Genomic DNA, 23,401 nt, shown 5'->3' on the forward strand with positions numbered 1-23,401 from the left:
GGCCGCTAGCGGCACGAAGGGTACATCGCCTTCAGATCGCGCCCGCGCAGCAGCAGCAGCCGCGACGTCAGTCCGCCGCGGCGCTCGATCCAGTTGCGCACCGGCGCGGGATAGGTCTGCAGCACCAGCTTCGAGGCCTCGGGCTCGGCATAGATGCGGCCGCGCCGGTCGACCGAGCGCGCGGCGTGGAAGCCGAGCGCGGCGCGCCGCGTCACGCAGATGCGCTCCTCGGGCACGACGCTGAGCACCAATGTGCAGGCGGACAGGCACGGGCCGTCGATCACGACGCGCTCGCCGGAGGCGCGCACCTTCTCGAACAAGGTGAGGAACGGCCCGACCTCGCCGCCGGGCGAGGAGATGATGCGGACATCGGCGCGCGCCAGCATCGTCGCGATGCCCCAGAGCACCACCGCGAGCAGCAAGGTCAGGATGATGCGCACCCGGCTCGGCATCCTCGTCCTCATGCGTTCCTGCGTTGACCTCGCAAGGTGGGGAGTCCAATTCCGGCCGCGTCGAAGCCGCCGTCAACGGCGAGCACCTGGCCCGTGATGTAGCTGGATCGGTCCGAGCTCAGGAAGAAGATGGCTTCCGCCAACTCCTCTTCAAGTCCGTAGCGGTTGAGCGGAATCGCGTCGTGATAGTCGGCGCGGATCTCCGGCGTGTGCACCGCCTTGGCCATCGCCGTCTCGACCGGACCCGGCGCCACGGCGTTGACGCGGATGCCGGCGGAGGCGAGCTCGACGGCAAGCTGCTTGGTGAGATGCGCCAGCGCCGCCTTGCTGGTGCCGTAGGCCGAGCGCAACGTCGAGGCGCGCACCGCCGAGATCGACGTGATGTTGACGATCGCGCCGCCATGCTCGCGCATCAGCGGCACGGCCGCGCGGGTGCACAGGAACGGTCCGGTGAGATTGACGTCGAGGATGCGCTGCCAGTCGGTCTCGCTGGTCTCCATGATCGGCGCGAAGCGTGCGACGCCGGCATTGTTCACCAATGCATCGAGGCGACCGAACGTCTTTGCAATGCGCTCCAGCGCATCGGCGACCATTGCCGCATCCGACACGTCGCAATGCAACGCCAGCGTTTGCGCTGGCGATTTGAGCGCGACGGTGGCGTCGTCGAGCAGCTTGCTCTCGATGTCGAGCAGGGCGACGCGCCAGCCCTCGATCAGGAATCGTTTGGCAGTCGCAAGCCCGATGCCGCGCGCGGCGCCCGTGATCAGGGCGACCTTGTCGCTCGGCGTCGTCCTCGGTGAATCCGTCACGGCCATCGCCTCCTTCGGCCGGCGGCCCGGCTCTTGCTCGTTGTGGGTCCTAGCACGCGCTGCGCAGAGCAGCTGTGAAGGCCGTCACAATCGTCAGTGTGCGTTAAATCCAACTTATGGAATGCCGACAGCGCAGCGAAGTTCGCGAGCGTTGTCAAACAGCCAAGGGTAGTAACTGCGGCATCAGTTCGCGTTCTCGCAGCGCCGAAGCGCCCGAGTCGTGCTGGTATCTGTGTCCCTCACCATCGGAGGGCGCAGGGAAGACCGGGAGCTCGCCGCCCCCATGGCCCCCGTGCGGAAGAGATGCACGGGGCAGGAACCACAGGTTCGGCTGGGACATCCCGGCCTTCCCTGCACGATGGGCTCACGGCTTATACGTGCTCTCCCCGGGGACCGGCTGTCTTGCCCCCGTTTTGGCCACAATGCGCACACGCATCGGACACGACATCAGCGTCGGGATGCCAGGACCACACGATTTCGCCGTACGCGCCGCGTTGTTCGTCTGCGTGTCTACTTCTGAGCATGATCTCGTCAGAAAGCTGTGGCGCAATGTGCGTCAACGCTCTCCGGTTCCGAATCATGCTCCACGCTGCAACATCGACGCGTCCACCGCATCCCGCTCCCCACGTTCGTGACGACCGCGAAACGTCCCTCTCGATCGGGAACAGGACGTGGCTAAGAGAGCATGAATTCTGAAAAAAAGAAAGAAGAATTTGTTAACGGGAAGGACTGGACAAGGGTGATCGGCTTGAAAGTCTTCACGAAACAAGTTTCCTGGCGCAGCGGGATCGATGGCGCGCCAAAGCTTCCAAGGGCGCAATCCGCGTCGGCGGCGAGCATCTCTCCCCGGGTGATTTGCCCGTCGGGTCGTGTGCGCGGGGTTCTCTCTTGGACGAGCCCCGAGCTGGTAGCGTAAAGTCAGAGTCTCGGTAGAATCGATATGCGCGGTCACGTCATCAGCCAGCGAATCACATCCCTGTCGTGCAGCACGGAGCAGCCGGTGCGTCGGCCTGCCGGCGTGCTGCGCGCGCGCCGCGCGTTGCTGCTGTCCTGCGTCGTCGCAGGTCTGACGGCGACGGGTGCCGCCTTCGCGGCGGACGGTCCGGCCGTGAAACCGGCTGCGACGGAGCAGGCCGCGCAAGCGCCCCAGCAGCAAAAGACAGAGCCCTTGAAAACCGAGCCGCAGAAGGCGGACGCCAAGGCTGAAGCGCAAAAGACGGAGTCCCAGAAGGCAGAACCGGAGACGGTGGGACGTCCGGCGGAAGCCCAGGCGCCCGCGCCCAAGGTCGTCGTCCCCTCGACCGAGCCTGCGAAGCCGGTGGCAGCCGAGCGCAAGCCCGACACGAACAAGGCCGAGACGAAGACGGCGTCCCGCGACACCAAGGACGGCAAGAACCTCACCGTCCCGCAACGGATGCTGCCGCCTGACGTGGCGCAGATGATCGGGCGCAAGATCTGGCTCAACGAGGCCGGTGGCCGGCGCGACGCGATCACCTCATGGAATGCGGGCGAGGAATTCGCCTCGCTAGGTATTGGACACTTCATCTGGTATCCGACCACCGCGAAGCCGCCTTATGAAGAAGGCTTCCCCGGGCTGGTCGCGTTCCTGCGCAAGGGCAAGACGCCGTTGCCGGCGTGGCTCGACAAGAATCCGATCCCGGCCTGTCCGTGGACCAGCCGGGCCGACTTCAAGCGCAATTTCAATTCGCCGCAGATGAAGCAGCTGCGCCAGTTCCTGCTCGACACGATGGCTGAGCAGACCCAGTTCCTGGTCGCGCGCGCGCAGGGCGCCATGGACAAGATCCTCGCCAACACGCCTGACGGAGCCGAGCGCGAGCACATCGTCGCGCAATATTCGCGCGTCGTGCGGGCATCGGAGGATCTGTATCCGCTGATCGACTACATCAACTTCAAGGGCGAAGGCACCAACCCTTCCGAGACCGCGGTCGACAAGGAGACCGGGCAGCGCCAGGGCTGGGGCCTGAAGCAGGTGCTGCTCAAGATGAACGGCACGACGACCGAGCCGAAGGCGGTGCTCGCCGAATATTCCGATGCGGTGCAGGTCGTGCTGCAGCAGCGCGTCCGCAATCTGCCGTCCAACCGTGTCTGGGAAGCGGGCTGGCTGCGCCGCGCGGAGACGTATCGCCGGCCGATCGCGCAGCTCGATCAGGCCCCCGAACGCGCGCCGCGCAAGTCGTCGCGCTACCGCGCGGACAATTCGGCGTTTTGATCGGTGCGCGATGGCAGCGCGATATTCGCGCCGTCTACAAAGTACAGTTAGCTTCGGCCCGCCGCGGCCTTCTTGTCGGCGACCACCTTCTGGTAGGCCGCCTGCAGGCGCTCGCCGACGCTCGCTCCCGCCTTCCTGCGCTTCTTCACGCCGAGATGGATCTCGCGCAGCTCATCCATGAACTCGGCCCACATCTTCGGACCGCCCTCCATCAGCAGCCGGGCGCGGATGCCGAGCTCCTCTGACACCGGCAGATATTTGTAACCCCAGCCGGCCATCTGCGCGAGAATCGGCATGAGCTCGATGCCCTGCTCGGTCAGCGAATAGATGCCCTTCTGCTTGTGGCTCGGATCGTCCTCGCGGCTGATGATGCCGGCGGCGAGCAATGTCTTCAGCCGGTCGGCGAGGATGTTCGAGGAGATGCCTTCCTGCGAGCCGGCGAGCAGCTCGCGATAATGCCGGCGATTGCCGAACATCAGGTCGCGGATGATCAAGAGGCTCCATTTGTCGCCGACCACTTCGAGCGTGAGGTTGATCGGGCAGCCGGAGCGCTGAGGGTCGGACATCGAGATCTCGTGGGCGGGGTCGCAAACAAACTGCTTGCAATATTGCATCGGTCTCGGCATCCTCCAACTGCTTGCAAAATGAAAGCAGTTCGGGAGGTGGCCGGTGGCGAGGCTGATGATGTGGAACATGATGACGCTCGACGGCATGGTCGCGGGCGCGAACGGCGACATCTCCTGGCATGAGGACGTCTGGGGGCCCGAGCTGGAGCAGTTCTCCGAGACGCAGCTGCAGGAGGCGGGCGGACTGGTGTTCGGACGTGTGACCTACGATCTCATGGCGGGCTACTGGCCGGCGCAGCGGGGCGTGATCGCCGAGTTCATGAACGCGATCCCGAAATATGTCGCCTCGCGCAAGCTGTCGGATCTCGCATGGCCGAACGCGCATCTGCTGGGCCATCAGCCTGCGGCCGAGATCGAAAGGCTCAAGAAGGACAGCGCGAAGGATCTGTTCCTGTTCGGCAGCGCGGATTTCGCTGCGACGCTAACGGCGCATGACCTGATCGACGAATACCGGATCGCGATCAATCCGCGCGTGCTCGGCAGCGGCGCGCCGCTGTTCAAGCCGGGCCAGGCGATGAAGCTGCGGCTGATCGACAGCCGCGCGTTGTCCACGGGTGTTGTCATCGTGCGTTATGGGCTGGTGCGGGATGCGTGAGCGTACGTCATGGCTCGCGCGGTCCTACTGAGGACGCAATGTGATTGAGATGCGATCCTTGTGCGGCATGCGCTGTGCACTTTTCGCCTGCGGCAGGGCTATCTCAGATGCAGAGGTTTTCGCGGCGAACGATCCGCAAGTTAGTTACTCCGTCATGCCCGGGCTTGTCCCGCCTGCGCGGCCGAAGCCGCTTCGGCGCGGCGAAGGCCCGGGCATCCACGTGGTTCTCAGCAAGCCGGACGACGTGGATGGCCGGGACAGGCCCGGCCATGACGATGCGGAGAGAGACGAGCACAAAACAGCGATCGCCATACGCGATAGCCTGCGGCTTGCCGGAGAGGTCGGATTGCATCGCGAGATGTAATCCGTGTGAGGACGCAGGTCTCGCCGCGAACACCACCCGTGCGGCCGCCCCTCTCCCCGTGAAGGACGGGGAGAGGGAGCGCACCGTTCGTGCCGCAGGGAGGCGAGGTCTAACTTATTAGGAGCAAACGAATGTCTCTCACCCTCTATTATCATCCGCTGTCGTCGTTCTGCTGGAAGGTGCTGAGCGCGCTGTATGAGAACGACACTCCGTTCACGCCGAAGGTGATCAACATGGGTGATGCAGACGATCGTGCCGCGTTTCTGAAGCTGTGGCCGGTCGGCAAGTTTCCGGTGCTGCGCGACGAGCAGCGGCAGCGCACGATCCCGGAGTCGAGCATCATCATCGAGTATCTCGACCAGCACTTTTCGGGGACGACGCGCTTTATTCCGGACGAGCCGGATCTTGGCTTGCGGACACGGTTGCGCGATCGTTTTCTCGATCTCTATCTGCACATGCCGACGCAGACCATCGTGTTCGACCGGCTGCGGCCGAGCGATGCGCGCGATCCCCTGGGCGTCGCCGAGGCGAGGGCGCGGCTTCGGACGTCCTACGCGATGCTGGAGGCGGAGCTGCCGTCAGCGGGCTGGGCGATGGGCGAGCGCTTCACGCTGGCGGATTGTGCCGCCGTGCCGGCGTTGTTCTATGCCGAGAAGGTGGAGCCGTTCGGAGGCGAGCTGAGTGTCGTGCCGGCCTATCTCGAACGCCTCAAGGCGCGACCCTCCGTCGCGCGCGTCCTCGCCGAGGCCGAGCCCTATTTCCACATGTTCCCGCGGGAGCCCGGCTGAGCGCGGCATCCCACGAAAATAATTGCACGGCCGCTGTCGGCGCGCCTGATTGCCGACCGTCTTTGATGAAGAGCGCAGGGGAGACCTGCCGCAGCATCAGGGAGAGTGTGATCATGCGTTTCATGGTGATCGTGAAAGCAACGCAGGACTCGGAGGCGGGCATGCTGCCGACCCGTGAAGAATTTGCCGAGATGGGCCGGTTCAACGAGGGACTGATCAAGGCCGGCATGATGGAAACGGGGGAGGGTCTGCATCCGACCGCCAGGGGCGCGCGGATCGATTTTTCCGGCGGCGAGCCTCGCGTGGCGCACGGCCCGTTCAAGTACACCGGCGACCTCGTCGGAGGCTACTGGATTATCAAGGCGGATTCGCTCGATCAGGTCATCGCCGCCATGACGCGCGCGCCGTTCCCGAGCGGCCAGCTGGAGATACGGCGGATCTACGCGGCGGAGGATTTCGGCGAGGCGCTCGCGCCTGAACTGCGCGCGCAGGAAGATCGGCTGCATGCGCTGGCGGCGAACGGCTGACGCATTGCGCAATCGGACGAGGAGCAGACGCGATGCGATTCATGATGCTGATGATCCCGCTCGGCTATGAGAATGCGCCGCCGGACGTGCAGCTCGATCCCGAGCGGGTCGCGGCGATGATGCGCTACAACCAGGCGCTCAAGGAGGCCGGCGTGCTGATCACGCTGGAGGGGCTGCATCCACCGTCGACGGGAGCGCGGGTCTCATTCCCCGGCGGCAAGCCTGTCGTGACGGATGGTCCGTTCGCCGAGGCGAAGGAGGTGCTCGGCGGCTTCTGGATGATCGAGGTCGGCTCGCGCGAGGAGGCGATCGCCTGGGCCAAGCGATGCCCGGCGTCCGACAACGAGATCATCGAGATCCGCCAGGTTCAGGAGATGACGGATTTTTCCGAGGAGGTGCAGCAGGCGCTGTCCGGCTTCGCCGAGCTGCCGCATGCCGGCCGTGCCTGATCCATTCGTTTCAACAGGGAGGGAAGTGCAATGAGCGACAATAGCAACACCTATCTCGCCGTGTTTCTTGGCAGCAAGATGAGCCCCGCCTGGAAGGAATGGGACGCGCTGCCGGAGGCCGAGCGCAATGCGAGGGGACGGCAGGGCATGACGGCGTGGCAAGGCTGGGTCGAGCAGCACAAGGCTGCGATCGTCGCGCTGGGCGGGCCGCTCGGCAAGACCAAGCGGGTCGACAAAGGCGGGATCAACGACATCGCCAACGAGATGGGCGCGTTCACGGTGGTCCGCGCCGCCTCGCACGAGGATGCGGCAAAGATGTTCGAGGGCCATCCGCATTTCGCGATCTTCCCCGGCGAGCGGGTCGAGATCATGCCGGTGCTGCCGATTCCAGGCGGTTAGCGCCCGCACAATTGCGCGTTGCCGAATCCCGCATCTTGCGACAAGCCCCGCTGCCACCCTCCCCTGGAGGGGGAGGGGCGGCTCGGATCCGCGTAGCGGAGGCGAGCCGGGGTGGGGTGACAGACGATCGGCATACTCGACGCCGAGGTTCTGCGGGTCACCTTCTGCTGGCATCCGTGAACTCCACGCTGACCTCGCCCGGGGCTCACCCCACCCCGATCGCCCGCTGCGCGGGCGATCGACCCTCCCCCTCCAGGGGAGGGCGGCGGCTGTGCCTGGCGGTCGAACGCCCAAAAGTCTCTGGTGTCTTTCCTCCCGGCTCATGTAAAAGCCCTTCACATGAGCTGGCGCAAGGAGCAGCGCCGCGCCGAGCGCGGCTATCATCACGGCAACCTCAAGGAGGCGCTGCTGCAGGCGGCGCTCGACCTGATCGCGCAAAAAGGAGCCGCGGGCTTCACCTTCGCCGATGCGGCGCGGATGGCGGGCGTCAGCCCGGCCGCGCCGTATCGCCATTTCCGTGATCGGGATGAGCTGCTGTCGAGCATCGCGCAGCGCGGCTTCGAGCAGTTCGAGTCTCGGCTGTCGGCCGCCTGGGATGATGGCCGCCCCGACACGGTCACGGCGTTCGAGCGCGTCGGCAAGGCCTATCTCGCTTTCGCCCGCGAGGAGCCGGCGTTCTACTCGGCGATGTTCGAATCCGGCGTGCCGGCGGATTCGACGCCGGGTCTGCTCGCGGCGGGCGACAGCGCGTTCGGCGTGATCCGTGCCGCCGCCGAGCGGTTGGCGGCGCTCGCGCCACCCGGCGTGCCCCGACCGCCGGCGATGATGATGGCGCTGCACATCTGGTCGATGGCCCACGGCATCGCTTCGCTGTTCGCGCGGGGCGACGCCGCCCGGCGCAAGCTGCCGATGTCGCCGGAGGAGCTCTTGGAAGCCGAGGTGCTGATTTATCTGCGCGGGCTCGGTTTCAGCACCGATCGCCAGACCGCCGCCAAGCCCGAGCCCCCGCCGCTGCCGGATGACGACAAGCCGGCGGGCCCGTGGGGCCGGGCGAAATAAGGTTCAACGACAGAGCGAAAATATTCCGGGCGGCGCGTCAGGTGGCCGCCTTGACAAAATCACGGGTTGAGCTAGCTATGTAAATGTTATTTACATTCACACGGCATGGCGCCGCGAATGGAGAGGGAGATGGCCTACACCGCAGATGTCAATCGATGGCGCGGTTCGGAGGAGGAGCGCAGGTACCGGCCCCATATGATGGAGTCGCCCTGGCATCCCGGCTGGATCGCGGTGACCGTGCTCGGCTTCATCATCTGGTGGCCGATCGGACTTGCCCTTCTCTTTTTCACACTCGGGAGCAGAAAGATGGCGTGCTGGAACGGCGGGGATCGCTGGTCGAACAAGATGGAGCGGATGCAGTGGAAGATGGACCGCATGCGCGACAAGATGGAGCGCCGCGGCTTCGGCTTTGGCTTCTCCGCGCCGTCGTCGAGCGGCAACCGTGCCTTCGATGAGTACCGCATGGAGACGCTGCGCCGGCTCGAGGAAGAGCAGCAGGAGTTCCGCGACTTCCTGACCCGGCTGCGTCACGCCAAGGACAAGGAAGAGTTCGACGCCTTCATGGCGCAGCACAAGCCGCGTCCGGCCACGCCGCCGAACGACCAGCCCCAGAGCTGATCACCTAAGCGCTGATCACTGAAGCACTGATCGACCGATCCTGACGCCGCAGGGCTTTCAGCCCCCGCCCTGACGGCACGAGACGCCCGCCCGCGGTCCCGCTGGCGGGCGTCTTGCGTTCCGGGATACCGCTGGGCTGCGGCAGCTCGCCGCTGCCGTTCGCCGGCCGAATGCCTGCGGAACTCGCAAGGGCCTGATCACAAAGGCTCTATCTGGCTGTCCTGGCTCGCCCTTTGACCTCCGCAAAACTCCGCGGTAACCCCGCCTTAACCCCGGAGGGGGTTTGGTTAAGGGGCGCTTACGGGCGCCGAGCCCTTGTTTTGACACGTTGGCAGAGGAAGCAGGCCACATATGGCTTCGGCGGGCCTCTTAAAGCGATCAGTTCAGGGCTTTCTTGCGTAGGCGCTTCGCGCCGCGACGGCATCCGGCGTGGAACGGCGGATGCATGGTCCCGGGTGTCCCGGGCTGTTGGTTGAGAGGATACTGCGGATGGAAGGCGACTTCTCCCTGATCGCGCTGTTCTGGCAGGCGCATTGGGTCGTGAAGGGCGTGATGCTCGGCCTCATCACCTGCTCGGTCTGGGTGTGGGCGATCGCGATCGACAAGCTGTTCCTCTATTCCCGGACGCGCCGCTCGATGGACCGGTTCGAGCAGGCGTTCTGGTCAGGCGAGTCGATCGAGGAGCTCTATCGGGTGCTCTCCGCCAAGCCGACGCAGTCGATGGCGGCCTGCTTCGTCGCCGCAATGCGCGAGTGGAAGCGGTCGTTCGAGGGCCATGCGCGGTCGTTCGCGGGCCTGCAGATGCGCATTGAAAAAGTGATGAACGTCTCGATCGCGCGCGAGGTCGAGCGGCTCGAACGCCGGCTCCTCGTGCTCGCCACGGTCGGTTCCGCCGGCCCCTTCGTCGGCCTGTTCGGCACCGTCTGGGGCATCATGACGAGCTTCCAGGCCATCGCCGGCTCCAAGAACACCTCGCTCGCGGTGGTCGCGCCGGGTATCGCGGAGGCGCTGTTCGCGACCGCCATCGGCCTGATCGCGGCCATTCCGGCGACGATTTTCTACAACAAGTTCTCCTCGGAGGTGAACCGGCAGGCGCAGCGCCTGGAGGGCTTCGCAGATGAATTTTCCGCCATCCTGTCCCGTCAGATCGACGAGCGGGGATGAGGGCGGGTATAATGGCGGCCGGATCGTGAGTATCGCAGCATGGGCATGAGCATGGGCAGCGCGTCCGGCGGCGGTGGTCGTCGCGGTCGGCGCAAGGCACCGGTGATGGCGGAGATCAACGTCACGCCGATGGTCGACGTCATGCTGGTGCTGCTGATCATCTTCATGGTCGCAGCGCCCCTGCTCACCGTGAACATCCAGGTCGATTTGCCGCAGGCGCAGGGCGGCTCGGCCTCGACGGCCGACGCCAAGCCGCCGCTCGAGGTGACCGTGAAGAAGACCGGCGGCGGCTGCGCCTCCAAGGTCGACGTGTACATCGGAGACTCGCCGATCGGCATCAATGAGCTCGGTCCGAAGATCAAGGCGATGAAGGAGGCGGCCGCCAGCGGTGGCGGCGATAACGTCGTCAAGATCCGCGGCGATCGCGATGCCTGCTACTCCGACATGATGAAGGTGCTCGGCATGGCGCGTGACGCCGGCTACCGCGCCAGTATCGTCGTGCTGCCGGAACAGGGCTCATGACGGCAAGGGACCTCATCCAGTTCGTTCGGACGCGCAAGGGCACGGTTCTCTCCGTGGCCTTGCACGTGCTCGTGCTGGGATGGGGTCTGTTCAGCTTCTCCGCGCGCTCGATGGTGGCGCCGCCGGAGGATCTGGTGCCAGTCGACGTGATCTCCGAGGACAACACCTCGAAGGCCAAGGCCGGCTCGCTCAGCGGCAAGAAGGAATCGCAGAAGCTGCTCGCCGACAAGATCGGCGAGAAGAAGCCGACCGAGGACATCGTCGGCAAGGTCGACACCAAGCAGGTCACCGAGACCGACGCCGCGCCCGAGCCGAAGCCCAAGCCGGAGAAGCCGGTCGAGAAGAAGCCCGATCCGCCGAAGCCGGTCGAGAAGCAGCCGGATACGCCGAAGCCTGTCGCCGAGAAGAAGCCGGATCCGCCGAAGCCTCTGCCTGCCGAAAAGCCGAAGCCGGAGGAGAAGAAGCCCGATCCGTTCAATCCGGACCAGATCGCGAGCGTGCTCAACAAGGAAAAGGCCAAGCAGCCGCCGAAGCCGCAGCCGGCGCCCGCCGCGCCGCCGGAGCCGCCGAAGCACAAGAGCGAGCGCAAGTTCGACGCCGAGAAGATGGCGAGCCTGATCAATCAGAAGGACCCGACGCGGCAGGCCGTGACGGGGGCCGAGCTGAACGCCAACGCAGCGCTGGGCGCCGCGCAGGGCACGGCCGAGGCCAACGTGGCGAGTTGGCAGAACGCCTTCCAGCAGGCGGTCGGCCGTTGTTTCAATCTGCCCTACACCGGCGTGGATGAAGACAAGATCGAGGTCGATATCGATATCCAGCTGCGCCCCGATGGATCGCTGGCCGCCGTGCCGGCGGTCGTCGGAACACGCGGACCGTCGCGGGTCAGCGTGTCGATGGCGGAAAACGCCAAGCGCGCGGTCGAAAATTGCGCGCCCTATTCGTTCCTGCCGAAGAACCGGTACAATGAGTGGAAGCTCGTGCCGACGACTTTCAACCTCAAAATGATGAATTCCATGCGAGGCCGAACTTGACGACACCTCCGAAGCGCACGACCGGATTTTTTTCGCGGCGCGAGCTGCTGCTGACCGGAGGCGCCGCGATGGCGGCGCTGGGGGCTGGTCCTGCGCTGGCACAACAGCAGGGCGGCCGTATCGTGATCTTGCCGAGCGGCGAGTTCAAGCCGATCCCCATCGCGATTCCGCCGTTCGTGCCGGGCGGCGCCGGCGACGCCGATGTCGGCAACGGCATCGCGCAGGTGATCACCAACAACCTGAAGCGCAGCGGACTGTTCATTCCGGTCGACCCCGCGGCGTTTCCCGAGCGCATCAGCAATTTCGACGTGCTGCCGCAATTCGCGAGCTGGAGGCCGCTCGATCTGCGCGGTCTCGTCACCGGCCGCGCCACGCGTCAATCCGACGGCCGGCTGAAAGTGGAGTTTCGGTTGTGGGATCCGACCTCGGGCCAGCAACTCGCCGGCAATGCATTTCTGACGGCGCCGGAATATTGGCGGCGCATCGCGCACATCATCTCCGATCAGATCTACACGCAGATGACCGGCGAGAAGGGCTATTTCGACAGCCGTGTGGTGTTCGTCGACGAAAGCGGGCCGTCGGAGCGACGCGTCAAGCGGCTGGCGCTGATGGATCAGGACGGCGCCAATGTGCGCTATCTCACCCGCGGCGCCGACCTCGTGCTCACGCCGCGGTTCTCGCCGTCGAGCCAGGAAATCACCTATATGGAGTTCGGACAGGGCGACCCCAGGGTCTATCTGTTCAACATCGAGACCGGCCAGCGCGAGATCGTCGGCAACTTTCCCGGTATGTCGTTCTCGCCGCGCTTCTCGCCGGATGGCCAGCGCATCATCCTCAGCCTTCAGCAGGGCGGCAACTCCAATCTGTTCGTGATGGATCTGCGCTCGCGCACCACCACGCGGCTCACCGACACGCCGGCGATCGACACCTCGCCGTGCTACTCGCCGGACGGCAGCCAGATCTGCTTCGAGTCTGATCGCGGCGGCAAGCCGCAGATCTACGTGATGTCGGCCAATGGCGGCAACGCGCAGCGCATCTCGTTTGGCGAGGGCAGCTACTCGACGCCGGTGTGGTCGCCGCGCGGCGACTACATCGCCTTCACCAAGCAGGGCGGCGGCCAGTTCGCGATCGGCATCATGAAGACCGACGGCTCGGGCGAGCGCATCCTCACCTCGGGCTTCCACAACGAAGGCCCAACGTTTGCGCCGAACGGCCGCGTGCTGATGTTCTTCCGCGATCCCGGCGGCACCGCCGGCCCGTCGCTGTATTCGATCGACGTCTCCGGCCGCTTCGAGCAGAAGGTTCCGACGCCGGGCTTCGCGTCGGACCCGGCCTGGTCGCCGTTATTGTCGTAACGGCGGCGGCCTCGGCGCGGCTCGCTCGCGCCGTAGTGGACGTCATTTTTTGAGTCGCGCGATGCGTGTTGTCGGCGAAATTAGAACCATTCGTTGCAGGAGCCCGGTAGTGTTTGCCTAGTTCGCTGAATTCGCGGTGGTTTTCCTGCATTCCTGCGCTGCGGCAACGCTTCGCTAACGACGTTCGCTCAGAAAGACTTCACTTGCGAACGGTAATGTTGCGCACCGAACAGGACGTGTGCGCACGAATGCAGCTTGCCAGTCAGAACCGAGACGACGATCGAAAGTTGTCGCCCGCTATCCAGGCGGCTCTCGTCGACTCTCTCTTCCAGGATCCCGGCCCGATGTTCGCCGGCGCACTGTGCGCCGCCGTCGCCGCCGTCATGACCGCCGTCAAGAGCGGCGATGTCAATTTGTGGCCGTGCGCGGTGATGCTGATCGTGGCCGGCGGGCTCCGCTCGCTCGACATGCGCTATTATCGGCACCTCTGCGATAGCGGTCGGCTGACGACCGAAGCGGTCGCGCGCTGGGAGATCCGCTATCAGATCGGCGCGATGCTGTATGCGCTCGTGCTCGGCATCTGGTGCGTCGTTGCCGTCGTCGACAACGACGATGCCGTCGTGCACCTGATCGCGATCTCGGTCACGCTCTGCTACATGTCGGCGGGCGCGGGCCGGACCTACGGCCGTCCCTGGATCTTCCATGTCCAGATCCTGCTCGCTTGCGGACCGCTGGCGCTGGCGCTCGCGCTGCACGGCAGTCCTTACTACATGGGGATGGCCGCGTTCTGCGTGCTGTTCTTCATGTCGCTGAAGCACATCTCGACGAACCTGCAGCGGATCTTCGTCCAGGCTTTCGTGGCGCGCGAGGGCGAGGCTGCGCTCGCCAAGCAGTTCGACACCGCGCTCAACAACATGCCACACGGCCTGTGCATGTTCCGCCCGGACGGGCGGCTCGCCGTGATGAACCATCGCTTCGGCGAGATGATGGGCCTGCCGGACGACGTCCTGCAACGCGGCGCGAAGGCGGCCGACATCATCAATGCCTGTGTCATCTCAGGTGCGATCTCGGCCTCGAGCGGCCGGATGATCCTGTCCGAGATCGAGCACACCAAGACGCACAGCCTCATCACCAGCGATCCCGACGTCGTGCGCGACCGCTCGCTGTCCTGGACCTTCCAGCCGATGGCCGATGGCGGCGCCGTGGTCCTGCTCGAGGACATCACCGAGCGTCAGCACGCCGAGGCCAGGATTTCGCATCTCGCCCGCTATGACGAGCTGACGACCTTGCCGAACCGCGTCAGCTTCCGCGACGAGATCGAGCGTCTGCTCAAGATTCCGCAACGCCATGGCGAGTTGTCGGCGCTGCTGTTCGTCGACCTCGACCGCTTCAAGCAGGTCAATGACACGCTGGGCCACCCGTGCGGCGACCAGCTGCTCTGCGCGGTCTCCGAGCGGCTGCGCGACATGCTGCGCCCGGAGGATTTCGTCGCCCGCTTCGGCGGCGACGAATTCGTCGTCTACCAGCGCAACATCCGCTCCAACGACGATGCCGCCATCCTGGCGCGCCGCATCGTCGATCAGCTCAGCGAGCGCTACAAGATCGACAACCATCTGGTCGAGATTGGCGCCAGCGTCGGCATCGCCATGACCGCGCCTGGGATCAGCGCCGACACGCTGCTCAAGAACGCCGACATGGCGCTGTATCGTGCCAAGGCCGAGGGCAGGGGCACCTTCTGCTTCTTCCGCGACGAGCTCGCCCAGACCGTGGAAGCGCGTCGTATCCTCGAGCTCGACCTGCGCAAGGCGCTGGCGAACGAGGAGTTCGAGCTGTTCTATCAGCCGCTGGTCAATCTGAAGTCCGGCAAGATCTCGACCTGCGAGGCGCTGCTGCGCTGGAATCATCCGGTGCGCGGCACGGTCTCTCCCGTCGACATCATTCCGGTCGCCGAGGATATGGGCCTGATCGTCGATCTCGGCCGCTGGATCCTGCGCAAGGCCTGCCTGGAATGCATGAAGTGGCCGGAGGCGGTGAGCGTCGCGGTCAACTTCTCGCCGCAGCAGTTTCATCAGCGCGACGTGCTGAGCGAGGTTCGCTACGCGCTCGAGGTGTCGGGCCTGCCGCCGCACCGCCTGGAAATCGAGATCACCGAATCCTCGCTGTTGCGCAACACGCAGCTGACCCACGACGTGCTGTCGCAGCTTCATATGCTCGGCGTGCGCATCTCGCTGGACGATTTCGGTACCGGCTATTCCAGCCTGAGCTACCTGCACAATTTCCCGCTGGAGAAGGTCAAGATCGACCGCTCCTTCCTGGAAGGCATCGACAGCGACCGGCCGCTGACCCTGCTGCGCGGCGTCGCCCGGCTGTCGGCCGATCTCGGCATGTCCGTGGTGGTCGAGGGCATCGAGACCAACGAGCAGCTCGAGCTGATCAGCGTCGACGGCACCGTGACCGAGGCGCAGGGCTATCTGTTCAGCCGGCCCGTGCCGGCCGTGCGCATTCGCCAGCTCCTGAATGCCTCGCATGGCCGCCGGACGGCCGAGGAGCCGATGGCCGCCATCGTCGCCACGCGCTCGATCGCCTGATCAGTGCTCTGATCTGCTCGCATGGCTTGGGTCATAGCCATGCGATACAACCGTACGTCGTGCCAGGAACGGGCAGGCCGCGTGTATACCACGCGCTTTCGTTTCGAATTGGTACGTAGTTGAGCCGAAGCGATCCTTCGCAGCCTGACAACTCCCTGTGTAAGCCACGGTTGTGGCACCGGGATTCTACGTGCCGTTAACTGTGTACCGCCGAAAGCTTTGCTTCCCTGTTAACGCGCTGTTAATCTCAATCCTGCTCGTAAGGGTTGTGTGAAAAGGGGTTGCGAATGAAGTCGGCGGCTAGAGTGACTGCCGTTGCCGAACAGAAGTCGGATGCGCTGGAGAACGTGGACTATCGGCTGGCTCTGACCGCTGAAGACAAGGATGAGATCTATCGCCTGCGCTATCGCGCCTATCTGCGCGAAGGGGCCATCCTCCCATCGGCCAGCGAACGCGTCACCGATGAATATGACGATCTGCCCAACAGCTTCATCTTCGGTGTCTATGTGAATGGCGAGCTGTACAGCTCGATCCGCATCAGCGTGCTGAATTCGCAATGGCGCAAGTCATTGTCGGCGGACATGTTCGCGGATCTGCTGCATCCCGAGCTCGACCGCGGCAAGGTCATCGTCGACCCCACGCGCTTCGTCGCCGACCACGAGAAGGCGCGTCTGTTTCCGGCGCTGCCCTATGTGACCGTCCGTCTCGGCTATGTCGCCTGCGCCCATTTCAATGCCGACATCGGTCTTGCCAATGTCAGGCCCGAGCACCGCGCGTTCTACAAGAAGGTGTTCCTGCAGGAACCCTGGGGCGAGCCGCGGCTGTATTCCGGACTGACCAAGCCGGTCGGCCTGGTCGCCGCGCACTATCCGTCGATCCGCGATCGCGTGTTCCAGCGTTTCCCGTTCATGCGTTCCAGCGCCTTCGAGCGCCGCATGCTGTTCGTCCGGCCGTCACCCGACGCCTTCACTGATTCGTTCAGCATTCCCCAGGTCGCCAAAGCGGGCTGATCGCCCACACCGTTTCAAGCGTCTCCGGCCGTTCGGCCGGCGCTTGCTGTGGCGTTGCCGCAAAAATCAGCGAAAAAGCGCCCTGCTGCAGGCCGTGGGCCGCTTGCCTTCACCCTGGCGCCACATTTACAACCCATTAACCATCGCGGTCGCTTTTTCGGGTTTCGTTAGCATTTGACGGGGTTCGGCAAGACCCCATCAAGGTTGACGGAACGTTCGCTTAACTATCGCCCTGTAGACCGGATGGCAGTCTAAGAACGTGAGCGTGGAGGCTCCCGGAATGAAATATCAGATGCGTATCCTCCAGGGATTGAAGTTGGCTGCCGTGTTCGCGGTCGCGCTGTCGATGGGCGCCTGCGCCAACAAGAATCTCACCGGCGCCGATGGGGCAATGGCCAGCGCTGCAACTCCGGGCAGCCAGCAGGACTTCGTGGTGAACGTCGGCGATCGCGTGTTCTTCGAGAGCGACCAGACCGATCTCACCCCGCAGGCGATCGCGACCCTCGAGAAGCAGGCGCAGTGGCTGCAGAGCTATCCGCGCTACAGCTTCACGATCGAAGGCCATGCCGACGAGCGTGGCACCCGCGAGTACAACATCGCCCTCGGCGCGCGCCGTGCGCAGTCCGTGCGTAACTTCCTGGTGTCGCGCGGCATCGATCAGGGCCGCATGCGCACGATCTCCTACGGCAAGGAACGGCCGGTCGCGGTGTGTAACGACATCTCGTGCTGGTCGCAGAACCGCCGCGCGGTCACGGTGCTGAACGCCAGTTCATAAAGCTGAACGAATAGCTCGTTCATGAAGCCGGCGTCGATCATCGACGCCGGCTTCATGTTTTTGTCTTCGCTTGAACGTCATTTGTCTCTATTGCGGTTCTGACGTAGAGCCACGCTCGCAGGGCTATTATTTCCAACCTCTCGCCGATCCGGTCGTCAGGGCAGCATGTCATTCATGTTTCTTTCCAGGAGCGCCGCCGCAGGTCTCGCGGCGCTCGTCGTTGTCTCGTGCCAGATGTTGTCGTCCCAGGCATTCGCTCAGGTCGACGACGATCCGGAGATCCGGATCCAGCGGCTGGAAAATCAGCTGCGCCAGCTCACCGGGCAGAACGAGGAGCTGCAATATCGCAACCGCCAGCTCGAGGAGCGGCTGCGGCAGATGCAGAGCGGGGCGCAGCCGGCAGCCGCCCCCGCGGCCCAGCCGAGCGCGGCCGTCCCGCCGCCAACGCAGCTTTCCCCCGGTTACGGGCAGCAGGCCCAGCCGGCCTATGGCCAGCCGCAACCCGCGCAGCAGCAGGCCTATCCGCAGCAACAGCCTGCCTATCAGCCGCAGCAGCCGACTTATGCGCAGCCGCCGGTCGCCGCCCCTGCGCCGATTGCGCAGGACCAGCCTGCGCCGGGCGCGGGCGGGCGGCGGCGCGGTGATGCGTTCGACCCGAACCAGAACCCCACTGCGCCGGGCGCCCCGCAGGCACTGGGCGGCGGCCAGCTGCCGATGCAGCCGGGCGGTCAGCCGCCCCGTCCCGCCGCCGATCCGGCGACGCTCGCCAACTCCGGCGGTGGCCGCTATCCGCAAGGTGCGCCCGCCGCTGCTCCCGGTGCCGGTGGGCTTACGACGGCGCCGCCGACCCAGACGCCGCGCGACGAGTATGATCTCGGCATCGGCTACATCCAGCGCCGTGATTACGCCCTCGCCGAGCAGACGATGCGCAACTTCGCGCAGAAATATCCGAACGATCCGATGGTCGGCGATGCGCAATACTGGCTGGGCGAGAGCCTGTATCTGCGCCAGCAATATCGCGATGCCGCCGAGATCTTTCTCGCCGTGACGACCAAGTACACAAAGTCGTCGAAGGCGCCCGATGCGCTGCTGCGCCTCGGCCAGTCGCTCGCGGCGCTGAAGGAGAAGGAGGCCGCCTGCGCCGCCTTTGGCGAGGTCACGCGCAAATATCCCAAGGCATCGGCCGGGGTGAAGGCGACGGTCGACCGCGAGCAGAAGCGGGTCAAGTGCTGAGCCCAGCCTCGCGCTCGATCGGATGAACCGATCCTGAGCTCCGGCGTCGCTCACGCCGGAGTTTGTTGTTCCACTGTCTCCCGCGTAAGGTCCGTCGTCATGGCAGCCGACGCGACCATGCAGGACAAGGCTTCAGGGCAGGGGGATCCGATCTCCGTCCTCGAGGCCGAGCGCCTGTTCGCGCCGCTTGCGGCCGCGCCCGCGCTGGTGCTGGCTGTCTCCGGTGGTCCGGATTCGATGGCGTTGATGTGGCTGGCGGCGCGCTGGCGCGCAGCGCTCGCAAATGGTCCTCGTCTCGTCGCGGTCACCATCGATCACGGTCTGCGGCCCGAGGCCGGACGCGAGGCGCGCATGGTCAAGGCGGTCGCGCGCCACCTCGGGCTGCCTCACCGGACGTTGCGCTGGACCGACGACAAGCCCGCGACCGGCCTACCAGAGGCGGCGCGCCTGGCGCGCTATCGTCTGCTGGCCCGCGCCGCGGGGCAGGCCGGCGCCAGCCACGTCGTCACTGCCCACACCCGCGACGATCAGGCCGAGACCGTGCTGATGCGGCTGTTGCGCGGCAGCGGCCTCGCCGGGCTCGCGGCCATGGCGGCGATCAGCGAGCGCGCGGGGCTGCTGCTGGCGCGGCCGCTGCTGGACGTGCCCAAGCTGCGCCTGGTCGCGACGCTTCGATCCGAGGGACTCGATTTTGCCGATGATCCGACCAACCGTGATCCGGCCTATACGCGGCCGCGTCTGCGCGCGCTGATGCCGGCTCTGGCCGCCGAGGGCGGCGATGCGAAGACGCTGGCGACACTGGCGGGGCGGCTCGGACGCGCCAATGCGGCCATCGAGCTGATGGTGGACGGCGCGGAGAAGTACCTCGCGCTGCACGCAGCAGCAGGCGGTGCGGAGGCGGCCCGGGAGCGCGGCCAAGCCTTCGAGCCGCGCGCCTTTGTCGCACTCCCGGCGGAAATCAAGCTGAGGCTGTTGATGCGCGCCATCAACCGCATTGGAACCGAAGGGCCCGTGGAACTCGGCAAGGCCGAAGCGTTGCTCGATCGGCTGGACCGGACTCTTGCGGGGATCGCAGATGGTGGTAGGTCTGGGCCGGAAAGGCTAAAACAAACCCTGGCTGGTGCACTGGTAAGCATGACCAGCAAGGCCATCCGCATTACGCCCGCGCCGCCTCGGCGATCGCGTCGGACTTGAGGCGGACCACGCCTTCGCTGACCCTTAACCACCTGCGTCGGCGGCGCTTTCCCGCGCCATTTTTTGAGCGGGAATCGGGCTAGGATGCGTTAAATAGTCCTGTCTGGTTCCCTTGGCATTGGTGCGAGTGGTACCTAGATTACGAAACGGTCGACCGGGGGATACCCTCGTGGCTACCCAGGGATGAGTCCGAGGACGAACGGCCGCGATCCGCGCGACCACGAAGGAAAATCGATGAACGCCAATCTGCGCAATTTCGCCCTTTGGGTCATTATTGTCCTATTGCTGTTGGCGCTGTTCACACTCTTCCAAAATCCTGGGCAACGCGCCTCGTCGCAAGACATCAACTTCTCGCAGCTGCTGACCGAAGTCGATCAGGGCAATGTGCGCGACGTCGTGATCCAGGGACCGGAGATCCACGGCACCTTCAAGAACGGCTCGTCGTTCCAGACCTACGCGCCGAGCGATCCGAACCTCGTGAAGCGGCTGTATGACGCCAAGGTGAACATCCAGGCCAAGCCGCCGGGCGACAACGTGCCGTGGTTCGTGTCGCTGCTCGTCTCCTGGCTCCCCTTCATCGCGCTGATCGGCGTCTGGATCTTCCTGTCGCGGCAGATGCAGGGCGGCGCCGGCAAGGCGATGGGCTTCGGCAAGTCGCGTGCGAAGATGCTGACGGAAGCGCATGGCCGCGTGACCTTCGAGGACGTCGCCGGCGTCGACGAGGCCAAGCAGGACCTGCAGGAGATCGTCGAATTCCTCCGCGACCCCGGCAAATTCCAGCGCCTCGGCGGCCGCATCCCGCGCGGCGTGCTGCTGGTCGGCCCTCCCGGTACCGGCAAGACGCTGATCGCGCGCGCGGTGGCCGGCGAAGCCAATGTGCCGTTCTTCACCATCTCCGGTTCTGACTTCGTCGAGATGTTCGTCGGCGTCGGCGCCAGCCGCGTCCGCGACATGTTCGAGCAGGCCAAGAAGAACGCGCCCTGCATCATCTTCATCGACGAAATCGACGCCGTCGGTCGCCACCGTGGCGCCGGTCTCGGCGGCGGCAATGACGAGCGCGAGCAGACCCTCAACCAGCTGCTGGTCGAGATGGACGGCTTCGAGGCCAATGAGGGCGTGATCCTGATCGCCGCCACCAACCGGCCCGACGTGCTCGATCCGGCCCTGATGCGTCCCGGCCGCTTCGACCGTCAGGTCGTCGTGTCCAACCCGGACATCATGGGTCGCGAGCAGATCCTCAAGGTCCATGTCCGCAAGGTGCCGCTGGCGCCGGACGTCAACCTCAAGACCATCGCCCGCGGCACGCCCGGCTTCTCGGGCGCCGACCTGATGAACCTCGTCAACGAAGCCGCGCTGACCGCCGCCCGCCGCAACAAGCGGATGGTGACGCAGGCCGAGTTCGAGGAGGCCAAGGACAAGGTGCTGATGGGCGCCGAGCGCCGCTCGATGGTGATGACCGAGGAAGAGAAGATGCTGACCGCCTATCACGAGGCGGGCCATGCGATCGTCGGCCTCAACGTCCCGAGCCACGACCCGATCCACAAGGCGACCATCATTCCGCGCGGCCGCGCGCTCGGCATGGTGCAGTCGCTGCCTGAGGCCGACCGTCACTCGCACACCCGCGAATGGTGCGTGTCGAAGCTCGCGATGATGTTCGGCGGCCGCGAGGCCGAGGTGCAGAAGTTCGGGCCTGAGAAGGTCACCAACGGCGCCACCGGCGACATCCAGCAGGCCACCAATCTGGCACGTGCGATGGTGATGGAATGGGGCATGTCCGACAAGCTCGGCCGCGTCCGCTACCAGAGCAATGAGCAGGAGGTGTTCCTGGGTCACTCGGTGGCGCGCTCGACCAACATCTCGGACGACACCGCCCGCCTGATCGACTCGGAAATCCGCGGCCTGATCGAGGCCGGCGAGCAGGAGGCGCGCCGCATCATCACCGAGAAGCGCGACGACTGGGAGGCGATTGCCCAGGCGCTGCTCGAATACGAGACGCTGACCGGCGAGGAGATCCTCGACCTGCTCAAGGGCAAGAAGCCGAACCGCGAGTCCGCGATCGAGCCGTCGACGCCGCGTGCCTCGGCCGTGCCGCCGGCCGGCAAGCCGCGGCCGCGGCCCGATCCGGATCCCGGCCTGGAGCCGCAGCCCCAGGCGTAAGGACGGAGCAGGGGATCATCCCCTGCGCAAGACGGTCAAGACAGAACGAAACGAAAGGCCCGGCTTCGCAGCCGGGCTTTTTTGTTCTGTGTCGTCATCCGTCGATGGCCGGGATCGACAATGACCTCAAGGCTTGTCGAACCAGGCCTTCCATTGCGGAACGGCCGTGGCAAACGTGCCGCGATGTGTGGTCGGCCCGGTCGAGACCGCCTCGACCTTAGGATTGCCGGCGCCGATCGCCTGCTGATAGGTCATCGCCAGCCGGCCGAGCCCGGTCGAAATCGCCTCGTCGGTCTCGCCATAGTAGTTGCGGACCGGGGTCTTGATGATCCAGCGATAGGCCTGCGTGTGCGCGACGAGCCGGCCATAGGCCGACGCCGCGAAATACTGCGCATCGAAATAGTCCGGCTTGAGCAGCTTGTGCAGGTCGGTCGGAACGTCGGCGACGTTGAAGGGCTCGCGCTCATAGGCTTTGCGGGCGACGTCGTAATAGCTGTCGCTGATCACCGAGCGTGCCAGGCCCGGGACCGCGTAGTAGTTCTCGAAGGCGAAGGCCGAGAGGATGAACAGCGAGTTGACCCAGGCGGCGTCGTTCTTGCGCGGGAAGCTCAGGAAGCCGTTGAGCGCGACGAACACGTCGACCGGCGCGCTCGCGGTGGCCGCAGCCGCGACCGGCACGCCGGCGCTTTCGAGCTTCTCGAGAAACGCCATCGTCACGAAGCCGCCCTGCGACCAGCCGGCGATGGACAGCCGGGTGGAGGTCAGATGCAGGTCGTTGAGCACGGCGCGGCTCGCGATCAGCATGTCGTAGGTGGCCTGCTGGTGGCTTGCCTTGACCATGTAGCCCTCCGGCTCGGTCGAGATGCCCATGCCGAAATAGTCGGCGCCGATCAGCAGCTGGCCCTGGCCTGCGAACTGCGCGATCATCAGCTGCGTCTCCGGCGATTGCTCCGGGGATGACGGCACCTCCTGCTTTCCGTAGACCGTGCCGTGCTGATAGGACACCAGCGGCAGGCTGGTCTCGCTGATCTCGGGCACGACCAGCAGGCCCGAGGCGCGGATCGGCTTGTTGCCGCGCTCGGGGATCACGGACGCGTAGGTGATGCGATAGAGCCTGACGGCGTTGACGGCCGGTGTGTAGCTCACGGTGATGCCGGCGAATTTCGGCGTGTCGACGGTCAGGATCTTGTTGAGCCGGTCGACGTCCCAGCGCGCCAGGAATTCATAGGAGACGTCGGAGGTCACGCGCACCGTGCCCTTGTCCTGGGCGCGGCCTGCCGCCGGCCAGATCAGGCAGAGCGCAAGGGCGATGATGAATCGGATGGTCGACATGAGAACTCCTGCGGGGCGCCTGCCAGTTGCATCGGAGTTCCTTGCTACAGAGCGCGCGTAAATAATCAGTACGGCCGGCGCCGAAAGCCTGCGGCGGGCGCGCTTAAGCCTTCTTCAAGCCTCG

Annotated in this window: 23 protein-coding genes; 18 read left to right on the forward strand and 5 right to left on the reverse strand. The window is 65.3% G+C overall.

Translation table 11 applies throughout. The annotated features are described in order from the left end of the window. Nucleotides 1-5: 5 nt before the first annotated feature. Together BRAD285_RS03115 and BRAD285_RS03120 are read right to left on the reverse strand one after the other, a co-directional pair. The gene (locus BRAD285_RS03115) at nt 6-452 is read right to left on the reverse strand and encodes a hypothetical protein (RefSeq protein ID WP_006614484.1); all 447 of its coding nucleotides are present in this window, start codon (nt 450-452) and stop codon (nt 6-8) included. A gap of 8 nt (nt 453-460) precedes the next feature. Next, nucleotides 461-1,267 (reverse strand): SDR family NAD(P)-dependent oxidoreductase, encoded by an 807-nt coding sequence (locus BRAD285_RS03120; RefSeq protein ID WP_050886960.1) that lies wholly within the window; start codon nt 1,265-1,267, stop codon nt 461-463. Between the two features lie 934 nt (nt 1,268-2,201). Here BRAD285_RS03120 and BRAD285_RS03130 point away from each other — a divergent pair. Further along, nucleotides 2,202-3,491, forward strand: coding sequence for a hypothetical protein (locus tag BRAD285_RS03130; RefSeq protein ID WP_006614486.1), 1,290 nt, complete (start codon nt 2,202-2,204; stop codon nt 3,489-3,491). 47 nt (nt 3,492-3,538) lie between these two features. Here BRAD285_RS03130 and BRAD285_RS03135 read toward each other — a convergent pair whose 3' ends face one another. After that, the gene (locus BRAD285_RS03135) at nt 3,539-4,057 is read right to left on the reverse strand and encodes a helix-turn-helix domain-containing protein (protein WP_035648284.1); all 519 of its coding nucleotides are present in this window, start codon (nt 4,055-4,057) and stop codon (nt 3,539-3,541) included. Nucleotides 4,058-4,172: 115 nt separating this feature from the next. On the opposite strand from BRAD285_RS03135, the gene BRAD285_RS03140 reads away from it, so the two are divergent. After that, nucleotides 4,173-4,712, forward strand: coding sequence for a dihydrofolate reductase family protein (locus tag BRAD285_RS03140; RefSeq protein WP_035648272.1), 540 nt, complete (start codon nt 4,173-4,175; stop codon nt 4,710-4,712). Nucleotides 4,713-4,815: 103 nt separating this feature from the next. Here BRAD285_RS03140 and BRAD285_RS35115 read toward each other — a convergent pair whose 3' ends face one another. Further along, on the reverse strand, nt 4,816-5,064 hold the full coding sequence (locus BRAD285_RS35115; protein ID WP_157681652.1) for a hypothetical protein: 249 nt from the start codon (nt 5,062-5,064) through the stop codon (nt 4,816-4,818). A gap of 143 nt (nt 5,065-5,207) precedes the next feature. On the opposite strand from BRAD285_RS35115, the gene BRAD285_RS03150 reads away from it, so the two are divergent. From BRAD285_RS03150 to ftsH, 16 genes are all read left to right on the forward strand, one after another. Beyond that, nucleotides 5,208-5,864: a glutathione S-transferase family protein gene (locus BRAD285_RS03150; protein ID WP_006614490.1), complete on the forward strand. Its 657-nt coding sequence runs from the start codon at nt 5,208-5,210 to the stop codon at nt 5,862-5,864. Between the two features lie 113 nt (nt 5,865-5,977). Then, nucleotides 5,978-6,391 carry a YciI family protein gene (locus tag BRAD285_RS03155; protein WP_006614491.1) on the forward strand — a complete coding sequence of 138 codons (414 nt, stop codon included), beginning with the start codon at nt 5,978-5,980 and terminating at the stop codon, nt 6,389-6,391. 32 nt (nt 6,392-6,423) lie between these two features. After that, the gene (locus tag BRAD285_RS03160) at nt 6,424-6,840 is read left to right on the forward strand and encodes a YciI family protein (protein ID WP_006614492.1); all 417 of its coding nucleotides are present in this window, start codon (nt 6,424-6,426) and stop codon (nt 6,838-6,840) included. A gap of 30 nt (nt 6,841-6,870) precedes the next feature. Continuing rightward, nucleotides 6,871-7,239, forward strand: coding sequence for a hypothetical protein (locus BRAD285_RS03165; protein ID WP_006614493.1), 369 nt, complete (start codon nt 6,871-6,873; stop codon nt 7,237-7,239). 339 nt (nt 7,240-7,578) lie between these two features. Beyond that, nucleotides 7,579-8,298, forward strand: coding sequence for a TetR/AcrR family transcriptional regulator (locus BRAD285_RS03170; RefSeq protein WP_006612235.1), 720 nt, complete (start codon nt 7,579-7,581; stop codon nt 8,296-8,298). 129 nt (nt 8,299-8,427) lie between these two features. Continuing rightward, nucleotides 8,428-8,916 carry a DUF2852 domain-containing protein gene (locus tag BRAD285_RS03175; protein ID WP_006612234.1) on the forward strand — a complete coding sequence of 163 codons (489 nt, stop codon included), beginning with the start codon at nt 8,428-8,430 and terminating at the stop codon, nt 8,914-8,916. Between the two features lie 489 nt (nt 8,917-9,405). Further along, nucleotides 9,406-10,080, forward strand: a complete 675-nt coding sequence (tolQ, locus tag BRAD285_RS03180) for a protein TolQ (protein ID WP_050886856.1) — start codon at nt 9,406-9,408, stop codon at nt 10,078-10,080. 39 nt (nt 10,081-10,119) lie between these two features. Beyond that, entirely contained in the window at nt 10,120-10,602 is a 483-nt protein-coding gene (locus BRAD285_RS03185) for a biopolymer transporter ExbD (RefSeq protein ID WP_006612232.1), read from the forward strand. Then, a complete protein-coding gene (locus BRAD285_RS03190; RefSeq protein WP_006612231.1) occupies nt 10,599-11,633 on the forward strand; it encodes a hypothetical protein in 1,035 nt (344 codons plus the stop codon). The genes BRAD285_RS03185 and BRAD285_RS03190 overlap by 4 nt, the downstream gene beginning before the upstream one ends. A gap of 68 nt (nt 11,634-11,701) precedes the next feature. Further along, nucleotides 11,702-12,988, forward strand: a complete 1,287-nt coding sequence (tolB, locus tag BRAD285_RS03195; RefSeq protein WP_083846392.1) for a Tol-Pal system beta propeller repeat protein TolB — start codon at nt 11,702-11,704, stop codon at nt 12,986-12,988. A 248-nt stretch (nt 12,989-13,236) separates the two neighbouring features. Then, nucleotides 13,237-15,576, forward strand: a complete 2,340-nt coding sequence (locus BRAD285_RS03200; protein ID WP_006612229.1) for a bifunctional diguanylate cyclase/phosphodiesterase — start codon at nt 13,237-13,239, stop codon at nt 15,574-15,576. A gap of 287 nt (nt 15,577-15,863) precedes the next feature. Next, the gene (locus tag BRAD285_RS03205; protein ID WP_006612228.1) at nt 15,864-16,586 is read left to right on the forward strand and encodes a hypothetical protein; all 723 of its coding nucleotides are present in this window, start codon (nt 15,864-15,866) and stop codon (nt 16,584-16,586) included. A 280-nt stretch (nt 16,587-16,866) separates the two neighbouring features. Continuing rightward, complete coding sequence (gene pal, locus BRAD285_RS03210) at nt 16,867-17,361, forward strand: peptidoglycan-associated lipoprotein Pal (RefSeq protein WP_006612227.1); 495 nt, start codon at nt 16,867-16,869, stop codon at nt 17,359-17,361. A gap of 174 nt (nt 17,362-17,535) precedes the next feature. Next, the gene (gene ybgF / locus BRAD285_RS03215) at nt 17,536-18,594 is read left to right on the forward strand and encodes a tol-pal system protein YbgF (RefSeq protein ID WP_006612226.1); all 1,059 of its coding nucleotides are present in this window, start codon (nt 17,536-17,538) and stop codon (nt 18,592-18,594) included. Between the two features lie 99 nt (nt 18,595-18,693). Continuing rightward, complete coding sequence (tilS, locus tag BRAD285_RS03220; protein ID WP_006612225.1) at nt 18,694-19,788, forward strand: tRNA lysidine(34) synthetase TilS; 1,095 nt, start codon at nt 18,694-18,696, stop codon at nt 19,786-19,788. Between the two features lie 234 nt (nt 19,789-20,022). Beyond that, nucleotides 20,023-21,945, forward strand: coding sequence for an ATP-dependent zinc metalloprotease FtsH (gene ftsH, locus BRAD285_RS03225; protein ID WP_035646560.1), 1,923 nt, complete (start codon nt 20,023-20,025; stop codon nt 21,943-21,945). 126 nt (nt 21,946-22,071) lie between these two features. Here the strand turns inward: ftsH and BRAD285_RS03230 are convergent, their stop codons facing one another. After that, on the reverse strand, nt 22,072-23,277 hold the full coding sequence (locus BRAD285_RS03230; RefSeq protein ID WP_006612223.1) for an acetylxylan esterase: 1,206 nt from the start codon (nt 23,275-23,277) through the stop codon (nt 22,072-22,074). Nucleotides 23,278-23,401 lie beyond the last annotated feature (124 nt).

The organism is Bradyrhizobium sp. ORS 285, assembly GCF_900176205.1.
Lineage (GTDB): Bacteria > Pseudomonadota > Alphaproteobacteria > Rhizobiales > Xanthobacteraceae > Bradyrhizobium.